At 37.5% G+C, this 20711-nt stretch carries 17 protein-coding genes; 8 read left to right on the top strand and 9 right to left on the bottom strand.

The window, feature by feature from the left end; translation table 11 throughout:
- Window positions 1-28 precede the first annotated feature (28 nt).
- Window positions 29-487, bottom strand: coding sequence for a type I restriction enzyme HsdR N-terminal domain-containing protein (locus tag WG904_RS17145; RefSeq protein WP_339580570.1), 459 nt, complete (start codon window positions 485-487; stop codon window positions 29-31).
- A 160-nt stretch (window positions 488-647) separates the two neighbouring features.
- On the opposite strand from WG904_RS17145, the gene holA reads away from it, so the two are divergent.
- The 3 genes from holA to ychF all read left to right on the top strand — a co-directional run bounded on the left by holA (window position 648) and on the right by ychF (window position 5610).
- Window positions 648-1673 carry a DNA polymerase III subunit delta gene (gene holA / locus WG904_RS17150; RefSeq protein WP_339580571.1) on the top strand — a complete coding sequence of 342 codons (1026 nt, stop codon included), beginning with the start codon at window positions 648-650 and terminating at the stop codon, window positions 1671-1673.
- A 150-nt stretch (window positions 1674-1823) separates the two neighbouring features.
- Complete coding sequence (locus WG904_RS17155) at window positions 1824-4373, top strand: zinc-dependent metalloprotease (protein ID WP_339580572.1); 2550 nt, start codon at window positions 1824-1826, stop codon at window positions 4371-4373.
- A gap of 142 nt (window positions 4374-4515) precedes the next feature.
- Window positions 4516-5610 (top strand): redox-regulated ATPase YchF, encoded by a 1095-nt coding sequence (ychF, locus tag WG904_RS17160; RefSeq protein WP_339580573.1) that lies wholly within the window; start codon window positions 4516-4518, stop codon window positions 5608-5610.
- Between the two features lie 7 nt (window positions 5611-5617).
- Here the strand turns inward: ychF and hscA are convergent, their stop codons facing one another.
- From hscA to WG904_RS17185, 5 genes are all read right to left on the bottom strand, one after another.
- Window positions 5618-7474, bottom strand: a complete 1857-nt coding sequence (gene hscA, locus WG904_RS17165; RefSeq protein WP_339580574.1) for a Fe-S protein assembly chaperone HscA — start codon at window positions 7472-7474, stop codon at window positions 5618-5620.
- A 41-nt stretch (window positions 7475-7515) separates the two neighbouring features.
- Entirely contained in the window at window positions 7516-8925 is a 1410-nt protein-coding gene (locus tag WG904_RS17170) for a TolC family protein (protein WP_339580575.1), read from the bottom strand.
- Window positions 8926-9164: 239 nt separating this feature from the next.
- Entirely contained in the window at window positions 9165-12332 is a 3168-nt protein-coding gene (locus WG904_RS17175; RefSeq protein WP_339580576.1) for an efflux RND transporter permease subunit, read from the bottom strand.
- Between the two features lie 6 nt (window positions 12333-12338).
- Complete coding sequence (locus tag WG904_RS17180) at window positions 12339-13532, bottom strand: efflux RND transporter periplasmic adaptor subunit (RefSeq protein WP_339580577.1); 1194 nt, start codon at window positions 13530-13532, stop codon at window positions 12339-12341.
- A 143-nt stretch (window positions 13533-13675) separates the two neighbouring features.
- On the bottom strand, window positions 13676-14272 hold the full coding sequence (locus tag WG904_RS17185; RefSeq protein WP_339580578.1) for a TetR/AcrR family transcriptional regulator: 597 nt from the start codon (window positions 14270-14272) through the stop codon (window positions 13676-13678).
- Window positions 14273-14466: 194 nt separating this feature from the next.
- Here WG904_RS17185 and WG904_RS17190 point away from each other — a divergent pair, with 194 nt between their 5' ends.
- Window positions 14467-15048, top strand: coding sequence for a MiaE family protein (locus tag WG904_RS17190; RefSeq protein WP_339580579.1), 582 nt, complete (start codon window positions 14467-14469; stop codon window positions 15046-15048).
- 18 nt (window positions 15049-15066) lie between these two features.
- Here the strand turns inward: WG904_RS17190 and WG904_RS17195 are convergent, their stop codons facing one another.
- Together WG904_RS17195 and WG904_RS17200 are read right to left on the bottom strand one after the other, a co-directional pair.
- Window positions 15067-16158: a DUF3810 domain-containing protein gene (locus WG904_RS17195; RefSeq protein ID WP_339580580.1), complete on the bottom strand. Its 1092-nt coding sequence runs from the start codon at window positions 16156-16158 to the stop codon at window positions 15067-15069.
- Window positions 16159-16172: 14 nt separating this feature from the next.
- Entirely contained in the window at window positions 16173-17507 is a 1335-nt protein-coding gene (locus WG904_RS17200) for a dihydroorotase (protein ID WP_339580581.1), read from the bottom strand.
- A 112-nt stretch (window positions 17508-17619) separates the two neighbouring features.
- On the opposite strand from WG904_RS17200, the gene WG904_RS17205 reads away from it, so the two are divergent.
- The 4 genes from WG904_RS17205 (at window position 17620) to WG904_RS17220 (ending at window position 20150) form a co-directional block, all read left to right on the top strand.
- Window positions 17620-18963 (top strand): DEAD/DEAH box helicase, encoded by a 1344-nt coding sequence (locus tag WG904_RS17205; protein WP_339580582.1) that lies wholly within the window; start codon window positions 17620-17622, stop codon window positions 18961-18963.
- Window positions 18963-19235 carry a hypothetical protein gene (locus WG904_RS17210; protein ID WP_339580583.1) on the top strand — a complete coding sequence of 91 codons (273 nt, stop codon included), beginning with the start codon at window positions 18963-18965 and terminating at the stop codon, window positions 19233-19235. The genes WG904_RS17205 and WG904_RS17210 overlap by 1 nt, the downstream gene beginning before the upstream one ends.
- A gap of 97 nt (window positions 19236-19332) precedes the next feature.
- The gene (gene gldC, locus WG904_RS17215) at window positions 19333-19668 is read left to right on the top strand and encodes a gliding motility protein GldC (RefSeq protein WP_339580584.1); all 336 of its coding nucleotides are present in this window, start codon (window positions 19333-19335) and stop codon (window positions 19666-19668) included.
- Between the two features lie 83 nt (window positions 19669-19751).
- Entirely contained in the window at window positions 19752-20150 is a 399-nt protein-coding gene (locus tag WG904_RS17220; RefSeq protein WP_339580585.1) for a hypothetical protein, read from the top strand.
- Here the strand turns inward: WG904_RS17220 and WG904_RS17225 are convergent.
- Window positions 20139-20648 carry a DUF421 domain-containing protein gene (locus tag WG904_RS17225; RefSeq protein ID WP_339580586.1) on the bottom strand — a complete coding sequence of 170 codons (510 nt, stop codon included), beginning with the start codon at window positions 20646-20648 and terminating at the stop codon, window positions 20139-20141. The two genes, WG904_RS17220 and WG904_RS17225, sit on opposite strands and share 12 nt — an antisense overlap.
- Window positions 20649-20711: the final 63 nt, after the last annotated feature.

Consider the following 20711-nt stretch of genomic DNA (forward strand, 5'->3'; position numbering starts at 1 on the left):
GGCCCTGACTAATTTTCTATCTACAAATTCACAAATCCTGATAAAAGGGCAATTCCTCCACAAAAACAAAAGCCCCTACGCCATGATCGATCTTGGCAAAATAATGTTCCAACCCATTCGTAACGGCTAACCACCTGGCTTTATAAACCGAATTGTACCGGGCTGCTTGATCAAATGTAGCCTGTGTAATCGCTACAGATGGCGCTTTACATTCAATTACCATTATTTTTTCGCCCAAATTATTATAAACCAAAATATCACTCCGTTTTCTGGTCTGATTTAAATTCAATCCGCCCTCAATTTGAAGCAAAGTTGAAGGAAATCCCCTTTCATTAATCAAATACCGTAAAAAATGCTGCCTAACCCATTCCTCAGACGTTAAAACCAAATGCTTTTTCCGAATCTCATCGAAAATGTAGTATAAATCTCCTCTTTGAGTAATTTTAAAAGGATGAGTTGGAAGGTTTAAGGGAGTGGGGCTGAACATTGTTTGGGTATAACTAATGAGTGTTGCGTATTGAGATTGGAGCTGCAATTTAACCAAAAAGATGCTCCCCACAAAACTATGCCTCGATACTAAATAAAACTATGTCTCAATACGCAATACTCGTATCTCAATACTAAATAAAATCGTAATTTTACAAGCAATGAGCGCGGTAGAAATAATCAGAGATTTAAAGGCAAGAAAATTTAAGCCCCTTTATTTATTACAAGGCGAAGAACCTTATTACATCGACCAAGTTGTTGAGTATATGGAGCATCATGTATTAAGTGATGGTGAAAAAGGATTTAATCAAACCGTTTTGTATGGTAAAGATACCGACATGGCTACCATTTTAAATGCAGCTAAACGTTACCCAATGATGGCCGAATTTCAGCTCATTATTGTAAAAGAAGCGCAAGATTTAAAATGGGCCAAAGAAACCGAAGGGAGTGGAAAAGAAACAGAAGTTGTACTGAATTACTTCGAGAAACCTTTGCCTAGCACTATATTAGTTTTAGCATATAAGTATGCAAATTTCGATAAACGAAAAAAAATTTATAAGGCTATTTCTAAGAATGGCATCATTTTTCAATCTGATCCTGTACGCGATTATAAATTAATGCCTTGGATCGAAGAACATATCAAAGAAAAGGGCTATAAAATTGCTCCTCAAGCTGCGGCTTTAATGGCCGAATATTTAGGTACAGATTTATCAAAAATTGCAAATGAAGTAGAAAAACTTTGCTTAAATATTAATAAAGAAACCACCATTCAAACCGACCATATCCAAAAAAACATTGGTATAAGTAAAGAATATAATGTTTTCGAATTGCAAAAAGCCTTAGCAACAAGAAATGTCTTCAAATGCAATCAAATCATCAACTATTTTGCCGACAACCCAAAAGCAAACCCAATGGTGATGATTATGGCAAATTTAATTGGGTATTTTACCAAAATATTGAAGTATCATTACTTGCCCAATAAGAACGATGCAGCCAAAGAGTTAGGTGTAAGCCCTTACTTTATAAAGGATTATGAAAATGCTGCCCGCACTTTTAGTCACGCCAAAACATTCGATATCATTAGCTTACTCCGAGAATATGATTTAAAAAGCAAAGGTCTCGATAGCAGTGGAAATACAAGCGACGGTGAATTGCTGAAGGAACTCCTTTTTAAAATGATTCATTAATTAGCCCATCTACCAACTAGCTAATTTGTAAATCGTCAATATATTTGATATGTCAATTATTTTTTGAGTGTAACTATAAAGTTATATCTGAATGTAAACTTATAGTGCATTGTCTTCTATATTTGCTTATCCATTAACTTATTATAACGAATGAAAACAAAATTACTAACCATTTTATTGGCAGTTGGTACTATTGCCATTGCTAGTGCTCAGAATAGACCAGGTGGGGCAGGAGGCGCGGTTCAAGATTCATCGCGTAGAGCTGGCGTGTTGCCGAGCTCAAGGGCACAACCTAAACCGTATGCTAGTGTAATTACCGATAAGGCACTTACCCGTAAAGGGATGATTACCACGCACAAATTAGACGACAAGTTCTTTTTTGAAATTGCAGATACTACCTTGGGTAGAGACATTTTGGTAGTTAGCCGAATCTCTAAATCGGGTGCTGAAGTAAGAGACGCTCAAGGTTATGCAGGTGATCAGATAGGGAGCACGGTTATCCGCTTCGAAAAAGGCCCAAATAATCGTATTTTTCTACGTAAAGTGAGTTTTAGCACCTACAGTCCAGATAGTACAGCCTCGATGTATCAATCGCTAAAAAATTCAAGTATCCAAGCTATTGCAGCTGCATTTAACATTGCTGCTTATACGCCAGATAAAAATGGAAGTGTAATTGATATGACCGATTATATTAACAGCGATAACGATATTTTCTATTTCAGCTCTCCTGCATCTAAAACTCGTTTCAGACTGGGCAATCAGTTAGCAGATAGGAGTTACATCATAAATGTCCGCAGTTTCCCGACAAATGTTGAGATTACAGCCGTTAAAACGTATGCAAAAACAGCTGCAACGACTGGTGGGGGTGGTGGTTTTGGTGGAGGCGCTGCTTCAGGTTCTTCAACTATCGAGTTAAATGCTTCTTTGGTAATTTTACCTAAAGTGCCAATGAAAGCACGTTATTTCGATCCAAGGGTTGGTTATTTTGCAGTAGGCTACACCGATTTCGACCTCAATCCTCAAGGTGTAAAAGAAATTGAACTGGTTAAAAGATGGAGATTAGAGCCAAAGGCTGAAGACATGGCAAAATATAAACGTGGAGAATTAGTTGAGCCTAAAAAACCAATTGTTTTCTATATCGACCCAGCTACACCTAAAAAATGGGTTCCCTATCTAATTGCTGGTGTTAACGATTGGGCTAAAGCTTTCGAAAAAGCAGGATTTAAGAATGCGGTAATGGGCAAAATGGCTCCTACATTTGCACAAGATTCTACCTGGAGTATCGATGATGCACGCAACTCTGCAATCGTTTATAAACCATCAGAAATTGCAAATGCAAGTGGACCAAGTATCTCAGATCCAAGGAGCGGTGAGATTATGGAAAGTCACGTAAACTGGTTCCATAACGTTCAAAAATTGGTGCACGATTGGTACATGATCCAAACAGCAGCAGTTGATCCGAGATCTCGTAAAATGACGTTCAGTGATGAATTAATGGGCGATCTAATCCGTTTTGTATCATCACACGAAGTTGGACATACGTTAGGCCTTCGTCACAACTATGGTTCAAGTTCGACCGTACCTACCGAGCTATTACGAAATAAAAAATGGGTTGAAGCAAATGGTCACACCCCTTCGATCATGGATTATGCACGTTTTAACTACGTAGCACAACCAGAAGATAATATCACTTCTAAGGGACTATACCCTCGTATTGGCGATTATGATAATTGGGCAATAGAATGGGGATATAAATACTTCCCTGATAGCAAAACTGTAGCTTCTGATATGGCTATTTTAGATAAAATGACTACCGAGTCGGCTAAAAATAGACGTTTATGGTTCGGTACTGAAACAAATCCAGACGATCCACACTCACAAAATGAAGATTTGAGTGATAACGCAATGAAAGCAAGTGATTACGGGATTAAAAACCTTAAGGTAATCTTGGCTGGCTTGCCTGAGTGGACAAAAGTAAAAGGCGAAGGATATGAAAACTTAACGAACATGTACGGTCAATTAACTACCCAATTTGGTCGTTACATGGGTCATGTTGCTAAAAACATTGGTGGTATTTACGAAAATCCAAAAACAGTAGATCAAGCTGGCCCTGTTTACGAACGTACACCTGCAGCTACGCAAAGAGAAGCAATGGAATTCTTGAACAGAAACTTGTTTACCACGCCGAAATGGTTGTTAAATCAGCCTATTTTAGATAATATTGAAGGAAATCCTTTAGAAATTATCTCGAGGTTGCAAGCTCCTACCTTAGCTCGTTTAACCAGCAATAGCACATTAAGTAAATTGGTTGCAGCCGAAGCAATTGATGGCCCAACAGCATACAAAATCTCTGATTTATTTACAGATTTAAATGGTGCAATTTTCACCGAATTAAAATCGAATGCTGCTATTGATGTGTATCGTCGTAACTTACAAAAAGCGTATATTGAAAAATTAATTGCTATCGCTAAACCTGCTCCAACTCCCACAGTTGTTGGCGCAATCCCAGGTGGTGGCGGTGGCCGAGGTGGTGTTCCATCTGGATTAACTGCTGCACAAAGTGACGTGCTTTCGGTAGTAAAAGGACAATTACGTGAACTGCAAAGCGCAATCAAGGCGGCTAGTCCAACTGATTCGTTAAGCAAATATCACTTAGCTGATCTGAACGACCGTATCGAAACTGCTTTGTCTAAAGACTAAGTAAAAAGCTAAAAAGTACCCTAAAGCCTCGGATATTTTTCTGGGGCTTTTTTTATTAGCTAAGGTGCCTATTCAGAAATTAACTAATCCGCACATTCGCTAATTCACAAATTAACCATATCTTTGCGCAAAATCTAAAAACATGGCATTACAATGTGGTATAGTTGGCTTACCTAATGTTGGTAAATCTACCTTATTTAACTGTTTATCGAACGCAAAAGCGCAAGCTGCAAATTTTCCATTCTGTACTATAGAACCTAATGTTGGTGTAATTACGGTACCAGATGATCGCTTAACTAAATTAGCCGATTTGGTAAAGCCAAATAAAGTTCAGCCAAACACCATCGAAATTGTAGACATTGCTGGTTTAGTAAAAGGTGCATCGAAAGGAGAGGGCTTAGGCAACCAATTTTTAGGAAATATTAGAGCAACCAATGCAATTATCCACGTTTTACGTTGTTTCGACGATGGAAATGTAATCCATGTAGACGGTTCGGTAGACCCCATCCGCGATAAGGAGATTATTGATACCGAATTGCAATTGAAAGATTTAGATACGGTTGATAAAAGAATTCAAAAAGTAGAGAAATTAGCAAAAACCGATAAAGAAGCAAAGAGGACTTTCGAAATTTTGAGTGTGGTAAAAGCACATTTAGAAAGTGGTAAATCAGTTCGCTCGGCTGCTTTAGAGGCTGAGGATTTTGATTTTATTGAAGGTTTAGGGCTGCTAACGCAAAAACCAGTAATGTACGTGTGTAATGTAGACGAAAATTCTGTATTAACAGGAAATGCTTATACGGCGAAAGTACAAGATGCAGTTAAAGACGAAAACGCCGAAGTATTAATTATTTCTGCTAAAATCGAATCTGAAATCGCAGAGCTCGATTCATATGAAGAAAGACAAGAATTTTTAGCCGATTTAGGGTTAACTGAATCTGGTGTAAATAAATTAATCAGGGCAGCTTATCGATTACTAGATTTATATACCTACTTTACTGCAGGGGTGCAAGAAGTAAGAGCATGGACCATTACCAAAGGATTTACGGCACCACAAGCAGCAGGGGTAATCCACACCGACTTCGAAAAAGGCTTTATCCGTGCGGAAGTAATTAAATATAACGATTTTATAACCCTAGGATCAGAACTTGCCTGTAAAGATGCAGGGAAACTAGGCGTAGAGGGTAAAGCCTATGTTGTAGAAGATGGTGATATTATGCATTTTAGGTTTAACGTTTAATGAATTTTTAATCAATCTTCTTCCCTTTCATTGCCTGCCCAACGGCCATATCCATTAAACGCTCTGCAAATGGACGTGTAAATTCGTTCAATTCATCTGCTTTTTTAAGGATACGGTCTTTGTCTCCACTGTCTAACGCATCTTTAAGTTCTGCGATTATTACAATGGTTAAGGTTAATTCTTGCTCGTTTAAGATGTTTCCATTTTTCTTGATGAAACGTTCTGCAGTATAGACCAATTGCTCGCCCTCACTTTTCGCTTCAATAAGCATACGCTGTTCTACATCACTTTTGGCATTTTCAATGCTGTCGATGAGCATTTGTTCGACTTTATCGTCGCTCAAGCCATAACTTGGTACAATGTCTATCTCTTGTTTAACGCCCGAGCGGAGTTCGATGGCCTGAACCGTTAAAATGCCATCCGCATTAAGCAAAAAATTAATATCAACTTTAGGCAAGCCGGCAGGCATAGCCGGAATGCCTTTTAAATCAAATTCGGCCAATTTTCTGTTTTCCTTTACTAAATCGCGCTCGCCTTGATAAACAGAAATTTTCATATTTACCTGTCCATCGAGAGAAGTCGTGTATTGTCGACCAGCCTTCGTAGGTACTTTGCTATTCCGAGCGATAATAACATCCATTAACCCCCCCATCGTTTCGATTCCCAGCGAAAGGGGAGTAACATCTAATAATAAAATATCTGATCGGTTACCGGCTAATATATCAGCCTGGATGGCTGCCCCAAGCGCCACTACCTCATCAGGATTAATTTGATCGTGTGGCTGTCTGTTAAAAAATGCACTCACCTCCTGCTTTACATAAGGCGTGCGTGTAGATCCACCAACCAAAACCACTTCATCAATAGCATCAATTGATAAATTTGCATCTGCCAAGGCTTGCTTACAACAGGTTATGGTTTCCGCAACCTTATCAGCAATTAACTCCTCAAATGTTTGTTTAGCCAACGTACACCAAATCTCGCCAACTTGCTCGTTATATAAATTCTGGGTTGATAACGCTTTTTTTGCCAATTCTGCCTGTAAACGTAAAGTTTGCATTAAAATAGTGTCTGCGGAAACCTTCTTAAGATCTAGTTTATTCTTTTCTATCCAATAATTTAAAATGGCACGGTCAAAATCATCACCACCTAAAAAGGTATTTCCATTGGTTGATAACACTTCGAAAATGCCATTCTGAATTTGAAGAATCGACACATCGAACGTACCTCCGCCTAAATCGTATACGGCAATTGTTTTTTGTTGCGTTGGGTCTAATCCTAATCCATAGGCTAAACTTGCTGCGGTAGGTTCGTTTACAATGCGCAATACATCTAGTCCAGCGAACTTTCCTGCATCGCGAGTAGCTTGTCGTTGACTATCGTTAAAATAAGCCGGAACGGTGATAACTGCTCTATTAACCGGGGTTTTTAAGGCATGTTCTGCTCTAGCTTTTAATTCTTTTAAAATTTCAGCAGAAAGCTCTATCGGTGTGTAAAATTTATCCCCAGCCTTAATTTTAACCAACGAATCGCTATCGTCGTCTATTATTTTATAACTAAAAATGGCTGCATGGCTAGCCACGTCTTTATACGAACGGCCTAATAAACGTTTTACCGAAAATATGGTGTTTGTAGGGTCTGTAGTTAAAAACACTTTCGCTTCGTTTCCCACCTCAGCTTCACCCTGTGCGTTAAAATGAACTACTGAAGGAACCAATACGCCTTTCCCAGTATCGTTTATTACCTGTGGATTTTTATCGGGATTGATAAAAGCGACTAAACTGTTGGTCGTCCCTAAATCGATGCCAACAATAATTTCTTCTTTCTGAAAAGAACCCGTAGCGAGGTTAATGGATATTTTTGCCATAAGACTGCAAATTTACGGATTTCTTAGTTAATAGAGAGTCATTATTGCCACCCTCCTCCAAGCGCTCTGTATAAACCTACACTTGCTGTTAACTGAGCTGTTTTCAGACTAGTTAGATCTAATTCGCCTTGCAATAGGTTCCCTTGTGCTGTAATTACCTCTAAATAATTAGCCATACCACTCTTGAAAAGCAAATCAGAATTTTTAACTGCAAGTTGTAGGGTTTTAACTCTTTGTTGGGCAATACTGTATTCATTTTTTAAGTTTACCAATTTTGCTTGTTCATTAGAAACCTCAACAACTGCTGCAATTACAACTTGCCTGAATCGTAAAACTGATTGCTCTCGTTCTATTTTGGCTAGTTCAAACTGCGTTTTTAAGGCTCCACGCTGAAAAATTGGCTGAGTAATGCCACCTCCAACAACTCCAAATAGCGATGCTGGGATGTTAAGCCAACTGCTCGCTTTAAAAGCATTTAAACCACCACTTGCCGAAATAATTAAGCTGGGATATAATCTTGCATTTGCAATACCCACCTTAGCATTGGCGATGGTTAAACCAAGTTCAACATCTTTAACATCGGGTCTGATGCTTAGCATGGCGGCTGGGACACCTGTGGCTAGTTGCTCTGGAATAGTTAATTGTTCGAATGTAATAGACCGTTCTATGGCAGTAGGAAATGTACCTGTTAATGCGCTTATTGCATTTTCTTGGATCGTTATTTCTTGATTAAGTTGTGGAATGAATTGAGTTGCTTTTAGTAATTGTGCCTCTGCTTGTTGGATGGCCAAAGAAGTAACCTGACCTGCATCGAACTGCATTTTAATCATTTCTAGCGTGTTTTTAGTTAACGCCACATTTTTTTGAGCCACCTGAAGCTGTGCATCGAGCATTAACAGTCTGTAAAAACCACTGGCAAGTGCGCTTACAATATGCGTTTGAACAGCTTTTTTAGCCTCTGCAGATTGAAGATAACCTGCATAAGCAACATCTTTTTGTCGGCTTATTTTACCCCAAATATCTGCTTCCCAGCTCAAAGCTAGATTCGTGTTAAAATCTTCGATATGTTTCGTTTGCAAGAACTGGGATGCACTTAATCCATTCAAACTATTATCAGAAGGGCGATTGGAAGTTGCAGTAACTTGTAAAGTTAGTTCGGGTAAATTACCCAGTTTCGACCTTTTCAAAATTAATGATGAGGCATCGATATTTTTTAGGGCAATTTGTATGTCGAGATTTCTTACTAAAGCACTATCAATTAAATTGTGAAGCGCAGTGGTGCCAAAAAATTCATTTACAGGTAATTTACCTATGCTAGAGCTATCCCCATCTAGAATATTTCTAAATTGTTTGGGAATGTCTTTTGTTGGCGGTAAGATGTTTTTTGTAAGGCTGCAACTGCTTAAAATGAGCAGCAGGAAAGCCAAGGAATAATTTATATGTGTTTTCATCTGTTTATAATTTTGTTTTTAGCTGTCAGATGTTCCTTACCATGATTAAATAATCATACCCCTGTGTGTTTAATGATTCTTTAATCATGGTCGGTTCATGTTTTAAAATTTTATTAGCCACAGATTCGCAGATTTAAATTTAATACGGTTAAAATCTGCGCATCTGCGGAAAACCATTTGATACTTAATTAAACCATTTTCGCAACAATGCGGCAATAAATGGTGCAAACTCATTTTGGTTAGTGTTCATGATGTTCAATATTTTGCTCGGCGTGCAGAGCCGCTAGTGGCGCGCCTGTGATTTTCTCCTGTAAGAATTGGAAGATGATAAAGAGTACAGGAATAATAAATACGCCCAACACCACGCCAAAGATCATTCCTCCAGCCGCTGCAATACTGATAGAATGGTTTCCTAAAGCTGAAGGACCAACTGCTCTCATCATAGGGATCATACCTACAATAAATGCTAAGGAAGTCATAATAATTGGGCGTAACCTTAATTTTGCTGCTTCTAACGAGGCTGATAGGAGGGATTTACCTGCTCTTCGTCGCTGGATGGCAAACTCAACAATTAAAATTGCATTTTTAGCCAACAGACCTATAAGCATAACCAATGCAACCTGTACATATATATTATTTGATATTCCAGTTAAACCAATTGCCGCAAATACACCAAATATTCCAGTTGGGATTGATAAAATAACCGCCCAAGGCAAGATATAACTTTCATATTGCGCTGATAATAAGAAGTAAACGAACAATAAGCAAAGAATAAAGATAATGGCCGATTGTCCGCCAGAAGAAAGCTCTTCTTTCGTCATACCCGAGAATTCATAGCCATATCCACCAGGTAAGTGTTTAGCGGCCACTTCTTCTACTGCCCTAATGGCATCGCCAGAGCTAAATCCGGGTTTTTCCATCGCATTAAGGCCGATAGAATTAAACAAGTTATAGCGCGATGCCGTTTCAGGCCCATATACACGCACTAACTTCACTAAGGTGTTAATCGGTACCATTTCACCATTTTTGTTTTTTACAAATACCCCATCCATAGCTGCTGAGTTTGCACGATCATCTTTATCGGCCTGAACCACAACTCTGTAATATTTACCAAAACGATTAAAATCGGATGCTTGTGCGCTACCAAAATAGGCTTGCATGGTTTGAAGAATATCTTTCACACTGACACCTAATTGGGCAGCTTTAACTTCATCTAATTTCATTTCCAGTTGAGGATAATCTGATTTAAATGAGCTAAAAGCAAATTCGATTTCTGGTCTTTTCATAAGTTCTGCAATAAAATTATTAGAAACAGCACTGAACTTATCTAAGGAGCCTCCTGTTTTATCTTGTAAAACCATATCCAGTCCGTCGATATTGCTGAAACCTGGCACAGTAGGGAAGGTGAACACGAAGAAATTAGCACCTTTAATAGCAGCCAACTTGCCTCTTACCTCGTTCATAATTCCGTCGATGTCTTTTATTTTCCCTCTTTGATCTGTTAATTTTAAAAGCACGAATAATACACCAGACGAAGGGCTAGACGATTGGGTTAGCATATTAAAACCTGAAAGCCCCATCAAGGTTTGCTTCGATTCTATGGTGCCTAGCAAACTTTCTGCTTGCTTAATTACGGTTGTGGTGCGATCTAATGATGCACCTGCTGGCATTGCGAGCGAAATAGCTATGAAGCCTTGATCTTCTGATGGAATAAAGCCTGATGGAGTACGTTTAATCATCACACCTGTTGCAATAATTACTGCCACTAAACCCACCAAAGTAGCCCAACGAAAACGGACTAAAAATTTTAAAGCAGAGGTATATTGATTAGTTATTTTCTCAAAGCCTGAGTTAAATCCAGCAAAAAATTTTTGCTTAAACGTTTTCTTTTCCGCACCTGCGTGAGGAATTTCCTTTAAAAATAAGGCGGCTAGAGCTGGACTTAATGTTAATGCATTTGCTGCTGAAATTACAATTGCAATGGCTAAAGTAAAAGCGAATTGTCTGTAGAATAATCCAGTAGATCCTTCCATAAAGCCAACGGGCAAGAAAACGGCCGACATAACCAAGGTAATTGAAATAATTGCCCCAGTAATTTCACTCATCGCCGCTGCAGTGGCCACTTTTGGCACCAAATGGCGATGTTCCATTTTTGCATGCACGGCCTCAACCACCACAATGGCATCATCTACCACAATACCAATAGCTAAAACCAATGCGAAAAGGGTTAATAGGTTGATAGAAAAACCAAAAATCCACATAAAGAAAAAGGTGCCTACAATGGCTACAGGTACTGCAATGGCCGGAATTAAGGTAGAACGGAAGTCCTGCAAGAAAATAAATACCACAATGAATACCAGTATAAACGCCTCGATTAAGGTATGGATAACTTGGCTAATAGATTGATCTAATGAGTTTTTAGTGTTGTATAGAATTAAATGCTTTACACCTTTTGGGAAATTTTTGGCCGATTTTTCCATCAATTTCGCAATAGCGATTTGGATTTCGTTAGAATTAGAACCTGCCAGCTGAACTACACCTATATTTACCCCAGGTTTCCCATTTACACGGGTAAAGTTGGTGTATGAGTAGGCTCCAAATTCAATTCTAGCTAAATCTTTCAATCTTAAAACCGAACCATCAGGATTTGCTTTGATCACCATTTCTCCATATTGCTCGGGTTTATTTAATTTTCCTTTATAGGTAATTACGTATTCGAAAGATTCTTTGCTGCTTTCTCCAAATTTGCCTGGTGCGGCCTCTAAATTCTTATCTTGAATAACAGCCATCACTTCTTTTGGCGTAAGGCCATGGGTAGCCATTTTCGAAGGATTTAACCAAACCCTCATCGAATAATCTTTGTTGCCACCAAAAATGCTGGCTGAACCAACGCCTGGAATTCTTTTAATATCAGGAATGATATTTATTTGGGCATAATTGGCTAGGAAAGTTTGGTCGTAGTTTTTTTCATCGTCAGTGAAGAGATCGACCACCATGATCAAGCTATTCTGCTGTTTAGCAGTAGTAATGCCCGCTTGTACCACTTCGGTGGGGAGTTGACTAGTGGCTTGCGAAACGCGATTTTGAACATTTACAGCTGCTTGATCGGGGTTGGTGCCTAGTTTAAAGTAAACTGAAATCATCAAAGAACCATCATTGCTTGCCGTAGAACTCATGTAGCTCATGTTTTCTACGCCATTAATAGCTTCTTCTAACGATGGTGCAACCGAACGCAATACCGTTTCGGCGTTAGCACCTGGATAAAATGCAATTACTTGAACAGCAGGTGGTGCAATATCTGGAAACTGTTGTAGGGGGAGTTTAATTAATCCTAAAACACCTAGGATAACTAAAAGGATAGAAATAACCGTTGCGAGTACCGGTCTATTTAGAAATATTTTGAACATTTTAAATTAGTTAGGTGAGGCGTTAAATGCTGTTACTGTTTTTGCTTTTTCAGGTTGAATAGAATCTCCTTCTTTTAAGCTTTCGAAGCCTTTAGATACAATTTGGTCGCCTGATTTTAAACCGTCTTCTACAAGATAATTTGTGCCGCTTGTACCTAAAACTTTAATGGGTAGTTTACTTATTTTGTTATCTTTATTTACTGCAAATACAAAGACCTTATCTTGGATTTCAATGGTCGATGATTGTGGAACTAACAGAATATTGTTGTGTTCTAGACTTAAGCGGATTTTGCCCGTATTACCCGATCTTAATAGACCTTCTGTATTTGCAAAACTCGCTCTTAACGTAATTGCTCCAGTTGTTTTGTTAAACTGTCCATCAATCATATCAATTTTACCTTTAGCAGGATAAATGGATTGATCGGCCAATACCAAAGTTACTTGAGGTAAGTGTTTAATGCGATCAGCAACAGATTTACCTTCGTATTTGGTATTAAAGTTGATGAAATCTGTTTCGGCTAGTGAAAAATACACATGTACTTCATGAACATCAGAAAGACCAGTTAGGGCCTCAGAGTCTGCTTGACTTACTAAGCTGCCTTGTTTTTTTGGCAGTCGGCCGATGTAACCACTTATTGGCGCTTTGATCTGTGTATAATTTAAGTTTATTTGAGCGCTGTTTACGCTCGATTTTGCTTGCTCTACATTTGCTAATGCAATTTGATAGGCGGTTTTTGCGGTTTGCAATTGAAAGGATGATACAACTTTTGCCTGTACCAACGGAGTTAATTTATCGATTTCCAATTGGGCATTCAAGACCGCCGCTTTTGCTGCATTTAGTGCCGCAATTGCATTATTTAACTGTGCTCTAAAAGGAAGTTCAGAAATTTTAAACAGCAATTGGCCTTTGTTTACCAATTGCCCTTCGTTTACGTAGATTTTATCTATTGTGCCCGAAATCTGTGGTCTAATCTCTAAGTCTGTAGCCCCTTGTATAGCTGCAGGATAGTCTACATACGTTTGTTGAGAGCTTTCGCTAACCGTTATTACAGGTAAGGTTAATATCGGTGCCGACATTTGCATTGGCTTACTTGTACAGCTTGCTAGGAATAAAGCAATGGTGATGAATAATAAAATTATCCATTCGTTAAATAATTTAACATTGTTAGATAATGACGTGTGTGTGGAGATATGATTCATAATAATTGTGTTTTATAATTTGTATTTTACGTTAATAAATTATTTAACAGCGTTAAGTTATAGGCGAATTTTTTTTAGAAAAATAATTGATTTCTAACTCTTATAATCTATTTAACACCGTTAGGTTTTTGGGTAAAAATTTTTTAGTCGTTTATCGTTTTAATAATTGCCTTAATTGCACTTCTCAAAATTTGCTGATTAATTTCATCATTAGCTCCTTTTTGAACAAGATTGATAGATACCAATCCGTGTATTAATGACCAAAAAGTATAATATTTTAAACAAGAGGTATCTTCTGCAATCGGTAGGGTAAGTAATTTTTCAATGGCATCATAAAACAAATCAGTCGTATATTCTGCTTCGGGCATTTTAGTATAGAGTTCGCAACAATTTACTTGCACACCATACATTAATTGATAAAACTCTTTTTCTTCAAATGCGAAATCCCAATAGGCAAGCCACATTGCTTCTAATTGGTCTTCGGCATCTTCTTTACTATCTCTGGCAGCTTTTACTTTAACACCTAAGTGCATATAGCCTTGTCTTGTTAGTTCAAACAAGATCCCTTCTTTGTTCGCAAAGTATTCATAAATAATAGGAGCAGTATACTCAATCACATCCGCAATTTTTCGCATGCTCAAAGCAGACCAACCTTCTTGTTTTACAATCTGTAAAGCAGCAGCTAAGATACTTTTACGAGTATCATCCTTTTGTCGCTGTATTCTTTCTTTACTTCCCATATTAAGGTTTAGTGGTATAAAATAATCTAACACCGTTAAGCAAATGTATAAAGTGTTTTTAATTTACATATCATTTATTTGTCAGATTAGCTGAAAAGTGCTTTTTGAGATGAATTTACGCTTTTCGCGCTCAGACTTTGCGGACTTCCAGACTAGAAACTTCCACACTTGATACTATTTTATTAATTTTGAATATGCTTGGATTAAAATTATTAACCGACCCTCGTTGGGCAAATATTGCTGAATCTAATTTGGAAGAGATTTTAACCGATCATGCTTGGTGCGAGCAAAAAGCAGCGACCAATGCAATTACTTTAATCGCTAATAATTCAGAGCATCACGATTTAGTAGAAGAACTTACGGCTATTGCTATCGAAGAGATGGAACATTTTCAACAAGTGGTTGGCATCATTAAGCGACGTGGATACACACTTGGAAGAGAGCGAAAAGACGATTACGTTGGCCAGTTGGTAAAGTTTAGCAAAAAGGATGGAAGTAGAAACACCGCATTTATCGACCGACTTTTGTTTGCTGCAATGATCGAAGCTCGAAGCTGTGAGCGATTTCGTGTTCTTTCTTTACACATTAAGGATCAAGATCTGGCGAAATTCTATCATGATTTGATGATTTCTGAAGCGGGCCATTATACCACTTTTTTAAATTTTGCACGTAAATATACCATCGATGTGGATATAGATAAACGTTGGAAAGAATGGCTCGACTTCGAAGGAAAATTGATTCAAAGCTTTGGGAATAAAGAAGCCATACATGGTTAAGCACAAATAGACTTGAGACTACCGACTCAAGACTTCCGACTTATGCACGTTCCACAGCCAAATCACTATATTTTGGTAACTTTTAATCCCTTTTTTTTGGTTGTTTAGTTTAAGGAACTTATCAAAAGCAACATTCATGTAGCCCGACATCTCACTGTTATATTTTTGCCAAAACTCACTTTCTGCTTTAAAATTAGCTAAAACACCAGGCGTTATTTTCTTATATAGAGCTTCATAGTCTTCGGGCGATTTTATTCGGACTTCCAACAAAAGATAACGTAACATATTATAATTCGCCGAGTATTGGAAGTTTACATCATCACTATTTACTGCAGTTAAATAACCCACCAAATTAGCTTCATCTTCTCTTGCAACCCCCAACTGATGTGAAATTTCGTGGCAGGCTACAAATGGTAAAACCCACGAAGGTAAAAGCATATTTAAGTTTGCTTCACCAGTTAAAGGATTGTAATACCCCTCGATACCTATTGTACTCGTTGCCCAACCGCTCAATGAAGGTTTAAAAGAGGGTACGTGGTAGGTAAAAAAGGATTGCTTTTGCTGCATCTTGCGATACGCTAAAACAGATTTATCTTTAATTTCTTTTAAGGTATAGGTTTGTTTAGGATTGATCTTTGGTTGAAGTCCATTTAATCTATCGATAAAAAAATTGCTTAATGAGATCAATTCTTTAACGCTGTATTTGTTGTCATGGATTGATAATTGACTGCTAATGCTCGGTCTTGAATAATTTAATCCCCAGAGTAATTTAAAACTAATATAAAGAACGAATAAAATATTTAATGTCTTAAGCGGTATGATAAATCGATCATTTTTAGTTAAAGATTTTCTGTTCTTAAACAACAAAAAAAATTGGATAAAGGCAAAAATGAGGAGACAGAAATATAGCATATCGCCTAAGGCAAACGGGAAGATAGACGAAAACCATCTTAAACAAATTGAAATTACAGGATAAATTCCTGTAGAATAATAATTAAATACTAAAGTGGGGCTTAAGCCAAAGAGAAAAATTAATAACGAAATTGAAAATAAGATAGTTGAAGTTAGGAGAAGCTTGCGAGGGTAAGGCATTTTATTTCTAATGGCCATTTAAGATATTTGATTTACCGATTAAAATTTAATCTCTTCCCAATCTCATTCGTAGTAAACTTTCCATTTTGGTAAGCTAAATTTCCTGAAACGAAAGTGTGTGTAACACTTGCCCTAAAGGTTTCACCATCAAAAGGAGACCACCCACACTTATAAAATACATTGAGTGGAGTAACCTTAAACGGATCATTCAAATTTACCAACACTAAATCGGCCCAATACCCCTCTCTTATATAACCGCGTTTATCAATATCAAAACAAATGGCCAAATTATGCGCTGTTTTTTCAACAATTCGCTCTAAAGGAATCTTTCCTTGAAGATGCATCTCCAATAAGGCAGGCAAAGCATGTTGAACTAGCGGTCCACCAGAAGGCGCTTGAGCATACTTCTGCTGTTTTTCTGCAAGTGTATGCGGTGCATGATCGGTTGCAATTACATCGATATTATTCGCCAATACCCCTTGTAATATGCCAGCCTGATCAGCTGCAGTTTTTACCGCAGGATTCCATTTAATAAAATTACCTTTTTCAGCATAATCCTCATCATTAAACCAAAGATGATGAACACAGGCTTCTGCGGTTATTTTTTTATCTTTTAATGGAGTTAAATTATCAAATAAAGCAATTTCTTTTGCCGTGGAGATATGTAAAATATGCAAGCGGGTTTGGTAACGCTTAGCCAATTCTACTGCTAAAGAAGAAGATTTATAGCACGCTTCGGCACTACGAATTAGCGGATGCATTTCTATAGTTAATTCTTCCCCGTATTTTGCTTTAAAAGCAACTAAATTTTCGCGAATGGTTTGTTCATCTTCGCAATGCGTTGCCACCAATATCGGTGCTTTACTAAAAATATTTTCCAGGGTTTGTTCATTATCAACCAGCATATTCCCGGTAGATGAACCCATAAAAACTTTAATTCCGCAAACATTTTTAGGGTCGGTCTTTAAAACTTCCTCTAAATTATCATTGCTCGCACCCATGTAAAAAGAGTAGTTAGCCAACGAAGTTTGGGCAGCAATTGCATATTTATCGGCCAATAAACCTTGAGTTAACGTATTCGGAACAGTATTTGGCATCTCCATAAAAGAGGTTATTCCTCCGGCTACAGCTGCCATACTCTCGGTAAAAATATCGGCCTTATGCGTTAGACCCGGTTCACGAAAATGCACTTGATCATCAATCATGCCTGGTAAAAGGTAAAGTCCTTCTGCATTAATCTGTTGTGCTTCTAGGGCTGATAAATTATTGCCAATTTTTTCAATGAATCCATTTTTAATTAAAACATCAGCAACAATTTGCTGCCCTTCGTTTACCAATGTGGCGCCTTTTATGAGGTATGTGTTCATAGTTTCAAAGGTAGTTCATTTAGTCTTGAGTCCAAAGTCTTTAGTCGTAAGACCATGAAGACTCCAGACTTAGCACTAACGACTCCAGACTAAAATCGTATCTTTGCGTCTTATGGCAAAATCATTCGAAGAATTTAACCTAAATAGGCAGCTATTAAATGCTGTAGCCGACGCAGGATATACTGTTGCCACGCCTATTCAAGAAAAAGCCATTGCCCCGGTATTATCTGGTCAGGATATTTGTGGAATTGCAGAAACAGGAACAGGAAAAACGGCAGCGTATGTATTGCCAATGTTAATGAAGCTAAAATATGCACAAGGTGATGCTGCAAGAGCCTTGATTTTAGCTCCGACACGAGAATTGGCTATGCAAATTGCCGAGGAAGTGAAACGATTTAGCATCTATACCGATTTACGTTCGGTTGTGATTTTTGGCGGAATTGGTCCGAAGACCCAAAAAGAACAGATAAAAGCTGGAGTTGATATTATTATCGCTACTCCAGGCCGATTTTTAGATATTTATTTAACAGGTGATCTTAATACAAAATATTTACAGTTTTTAGTGCTAGACGAGGCTGATAAAATGATGGATATGGGATTCATTGGGTCTATTCATAGAATTCTTGAAGTTGTGCCTCGCAAACGTCAAAACCTGCTTTTTTCAGCAACCATGAGCAATTTGGTACAGAAAATTGCTGGCGATTTCTTAAAACATCCCACTATAATCGAAGCTTCTGAACAAGCCACACCAGCGCAAACAGTAACTCAGATCTTGTACGAAGTGCCAAACTTTAAAACCAAAATTAACTTACTACAACATTTATTAAAAGATGATGAGGTTTTTAATCGCCTCATTATTTTTTGCAAAACGAAGGCAGTTGCCGACAATATTTTTAGCTTCGTAGTGCGTCGTTTTGGTGAAGAAACGGTGAGGGTAATTCATGCAAATAAAGGTCAGAATACCCGTATTAACTCCATAAATAGTTTTAAAGAGGGAAATATTAGAGTGCTCGTTGCCACCGATGTGGCATCGAGAGGGATTGATGTGAGTGAAGTTAGTCATGTAATTAACTTCGATGTGCCCATTATTATCGAAGATTATGTGCATCGGATTGGTCGTACAGGCCGTGCATTTGCTAAGGGCGATGCCATTACTTTTTGTACCGAGGCCGAGAAATATTACATCCGTAAAATAGAAAAATTAATCAGGCAAACCATCCCAGTAGTAGAAATTCCGACAGAAGTTTTTATCGAAGAAACACCTTACAATGAACGTCAATATATTGCCAAGGAAATTGATCTACAAAAACGTAAAGACGACCCAGATTTTAAAGGTGCTTTTCATGAAAAGAAAAATGCTAAAGTGATCGAACAACGAGAAAGGGATAAAGCGAGAGCTACTGCTCACAAGCAAAAAGTATTTAAAAACAAAAAACGTTTTGATAAGAAGAAGTGATGAAGAAGTTAAGAATAACCCCTTTAAATGTTGTGACCTCATTGGGCTTGGTGTTCTTGGCGCTCAGCTTTTTTAGTTACAATTCGGGAGGTTTGCTCATTAAAGTAGGTATGGAGCCATTATATAGAATTATCTTAGGCTGCTTAATTTTAGTTTCTATCGTTACCGATCTAATTTTCAGATTTGTTTTTAAAGATTTAAAAAGAGTTTGGTTTGTAGAACTAAGTTTTATTTCGTTAACCATCATTATTTTTTTATTATTACAAAAGTAAAACGATAAGAATTTAAAAATCATTTGTAAAATCACATCTTTGTATCGCTATTTGGCCAACTTAAATCCATATAATCTAATAATCCTATAGTCCTAGTATGAGGAAAGCAGAAATAAAAATTACCGTCGAACTAGACGATCAAAATATGCCCGAAAATATACTTTGGGAAAGTACAGATGCAGAAAGCAAAGATCAAGTACCCGTAAAATCGATGATATTGGCTCTTTGGGATCATAATTATAAAAATTCAATGCGAATTGATCTTTGGACAAAAGATATGCCGGTAGACGAAATGAAACGTTTTTTTTATGAGACCTTGCAAACGATGGGCGATAGTTTTTTAAAAGCCACAGGCGAAGAAAATATTGTAGAAGACCTTCGTGATTATTGCGCACACTTTGCCGAAAAAATGGGAATTGATACAAGGAAATAGTCCAGAGTCTCGAGTCATTAGTCTTGAGTCAATTCACTTACAACTTACCACTTAAAACTCACACCTCCAAACTCCAAATTATCATGCTCATCGTTAATAAAATAAATGCTTATATCGGTCTCCTATTAACCGTAATTGCAATCACAGTTTGCCCTATGATTAAAGTGCCATTTAAAGGAAATTGGGTGTTATATCAAACCGATCAAAGCTTATTTATAATCAGCTTTGCCATAATTGGGATTGCTGGACTTTGCTTGTTTGTTAGAAAGTTGGGTGCATTTAGATTAATGTCGTTCGTACTTTTTATTTGGAGCTTATTAATGGCAGCTGCGGTATATTTCAAATCAAATCATTATTTTGAATCTAAGTTTTTTGATAAATTATTAGCAAAAACCATTCACTACCAATGGGGGTGGATTGTGCTTTTAGTAGGGGTGTTATTATTGCTAACAAGCGTTAAAAAAGAAAGATTAAAATTTTAATACTTTATGTTGCTTCCTTCTTTTATAGTGGGTTTGCTTTAATTCTTTATTGCCGCTAATGATGCTGATATTGCCATCAACTTCAAAAATGGCCAATTTTACATCCTTATAATGTTCAATGCCATGTTCACGCATGGCTTCCTTTAATTCATCATCGCTAATGCCTAACTGACTTAGTTTTTTAAAATTAAGTTTTCCGCCGTGTATCAGTATTTCGGGATGTTGAGAAATAAGTTCCCTAACCCAACTGCTTTTAAACATTGCTCTTTTAAGTAGATAGTTTAATATAAAAAGTACCGCTGCTGCTGCCAACCCGCCTAGTAAACTAGTGTTATTGCCCACCATTGCATTTTGTACGGCATTGCTGATTAATAAAATTAATACAACATCAATAGTGTTTAACTGAGAAAATTCTTTTTTTCCAGTTAACCGAATAGCAATAAGCATAAATGCATAAACAGCTAAACTTCTAAGTGCAATATCAAGATAAGGGTTCATCGGGTTTCTTGTTTTCTTAATCGGTTAGATGGAGCCTTTGATAATTCATTATGTCGGGTTCAT

The organism is Pedobacter anseongensis, assembly GCF_037482965.1.
GTDB classification, from domain to species: Bacteria; Bacteroidota; Bacteroidia; order Sphingobacteriales; family Sphingobacteriaceae; genus Pedobacter; species Pedobacter anseongensis.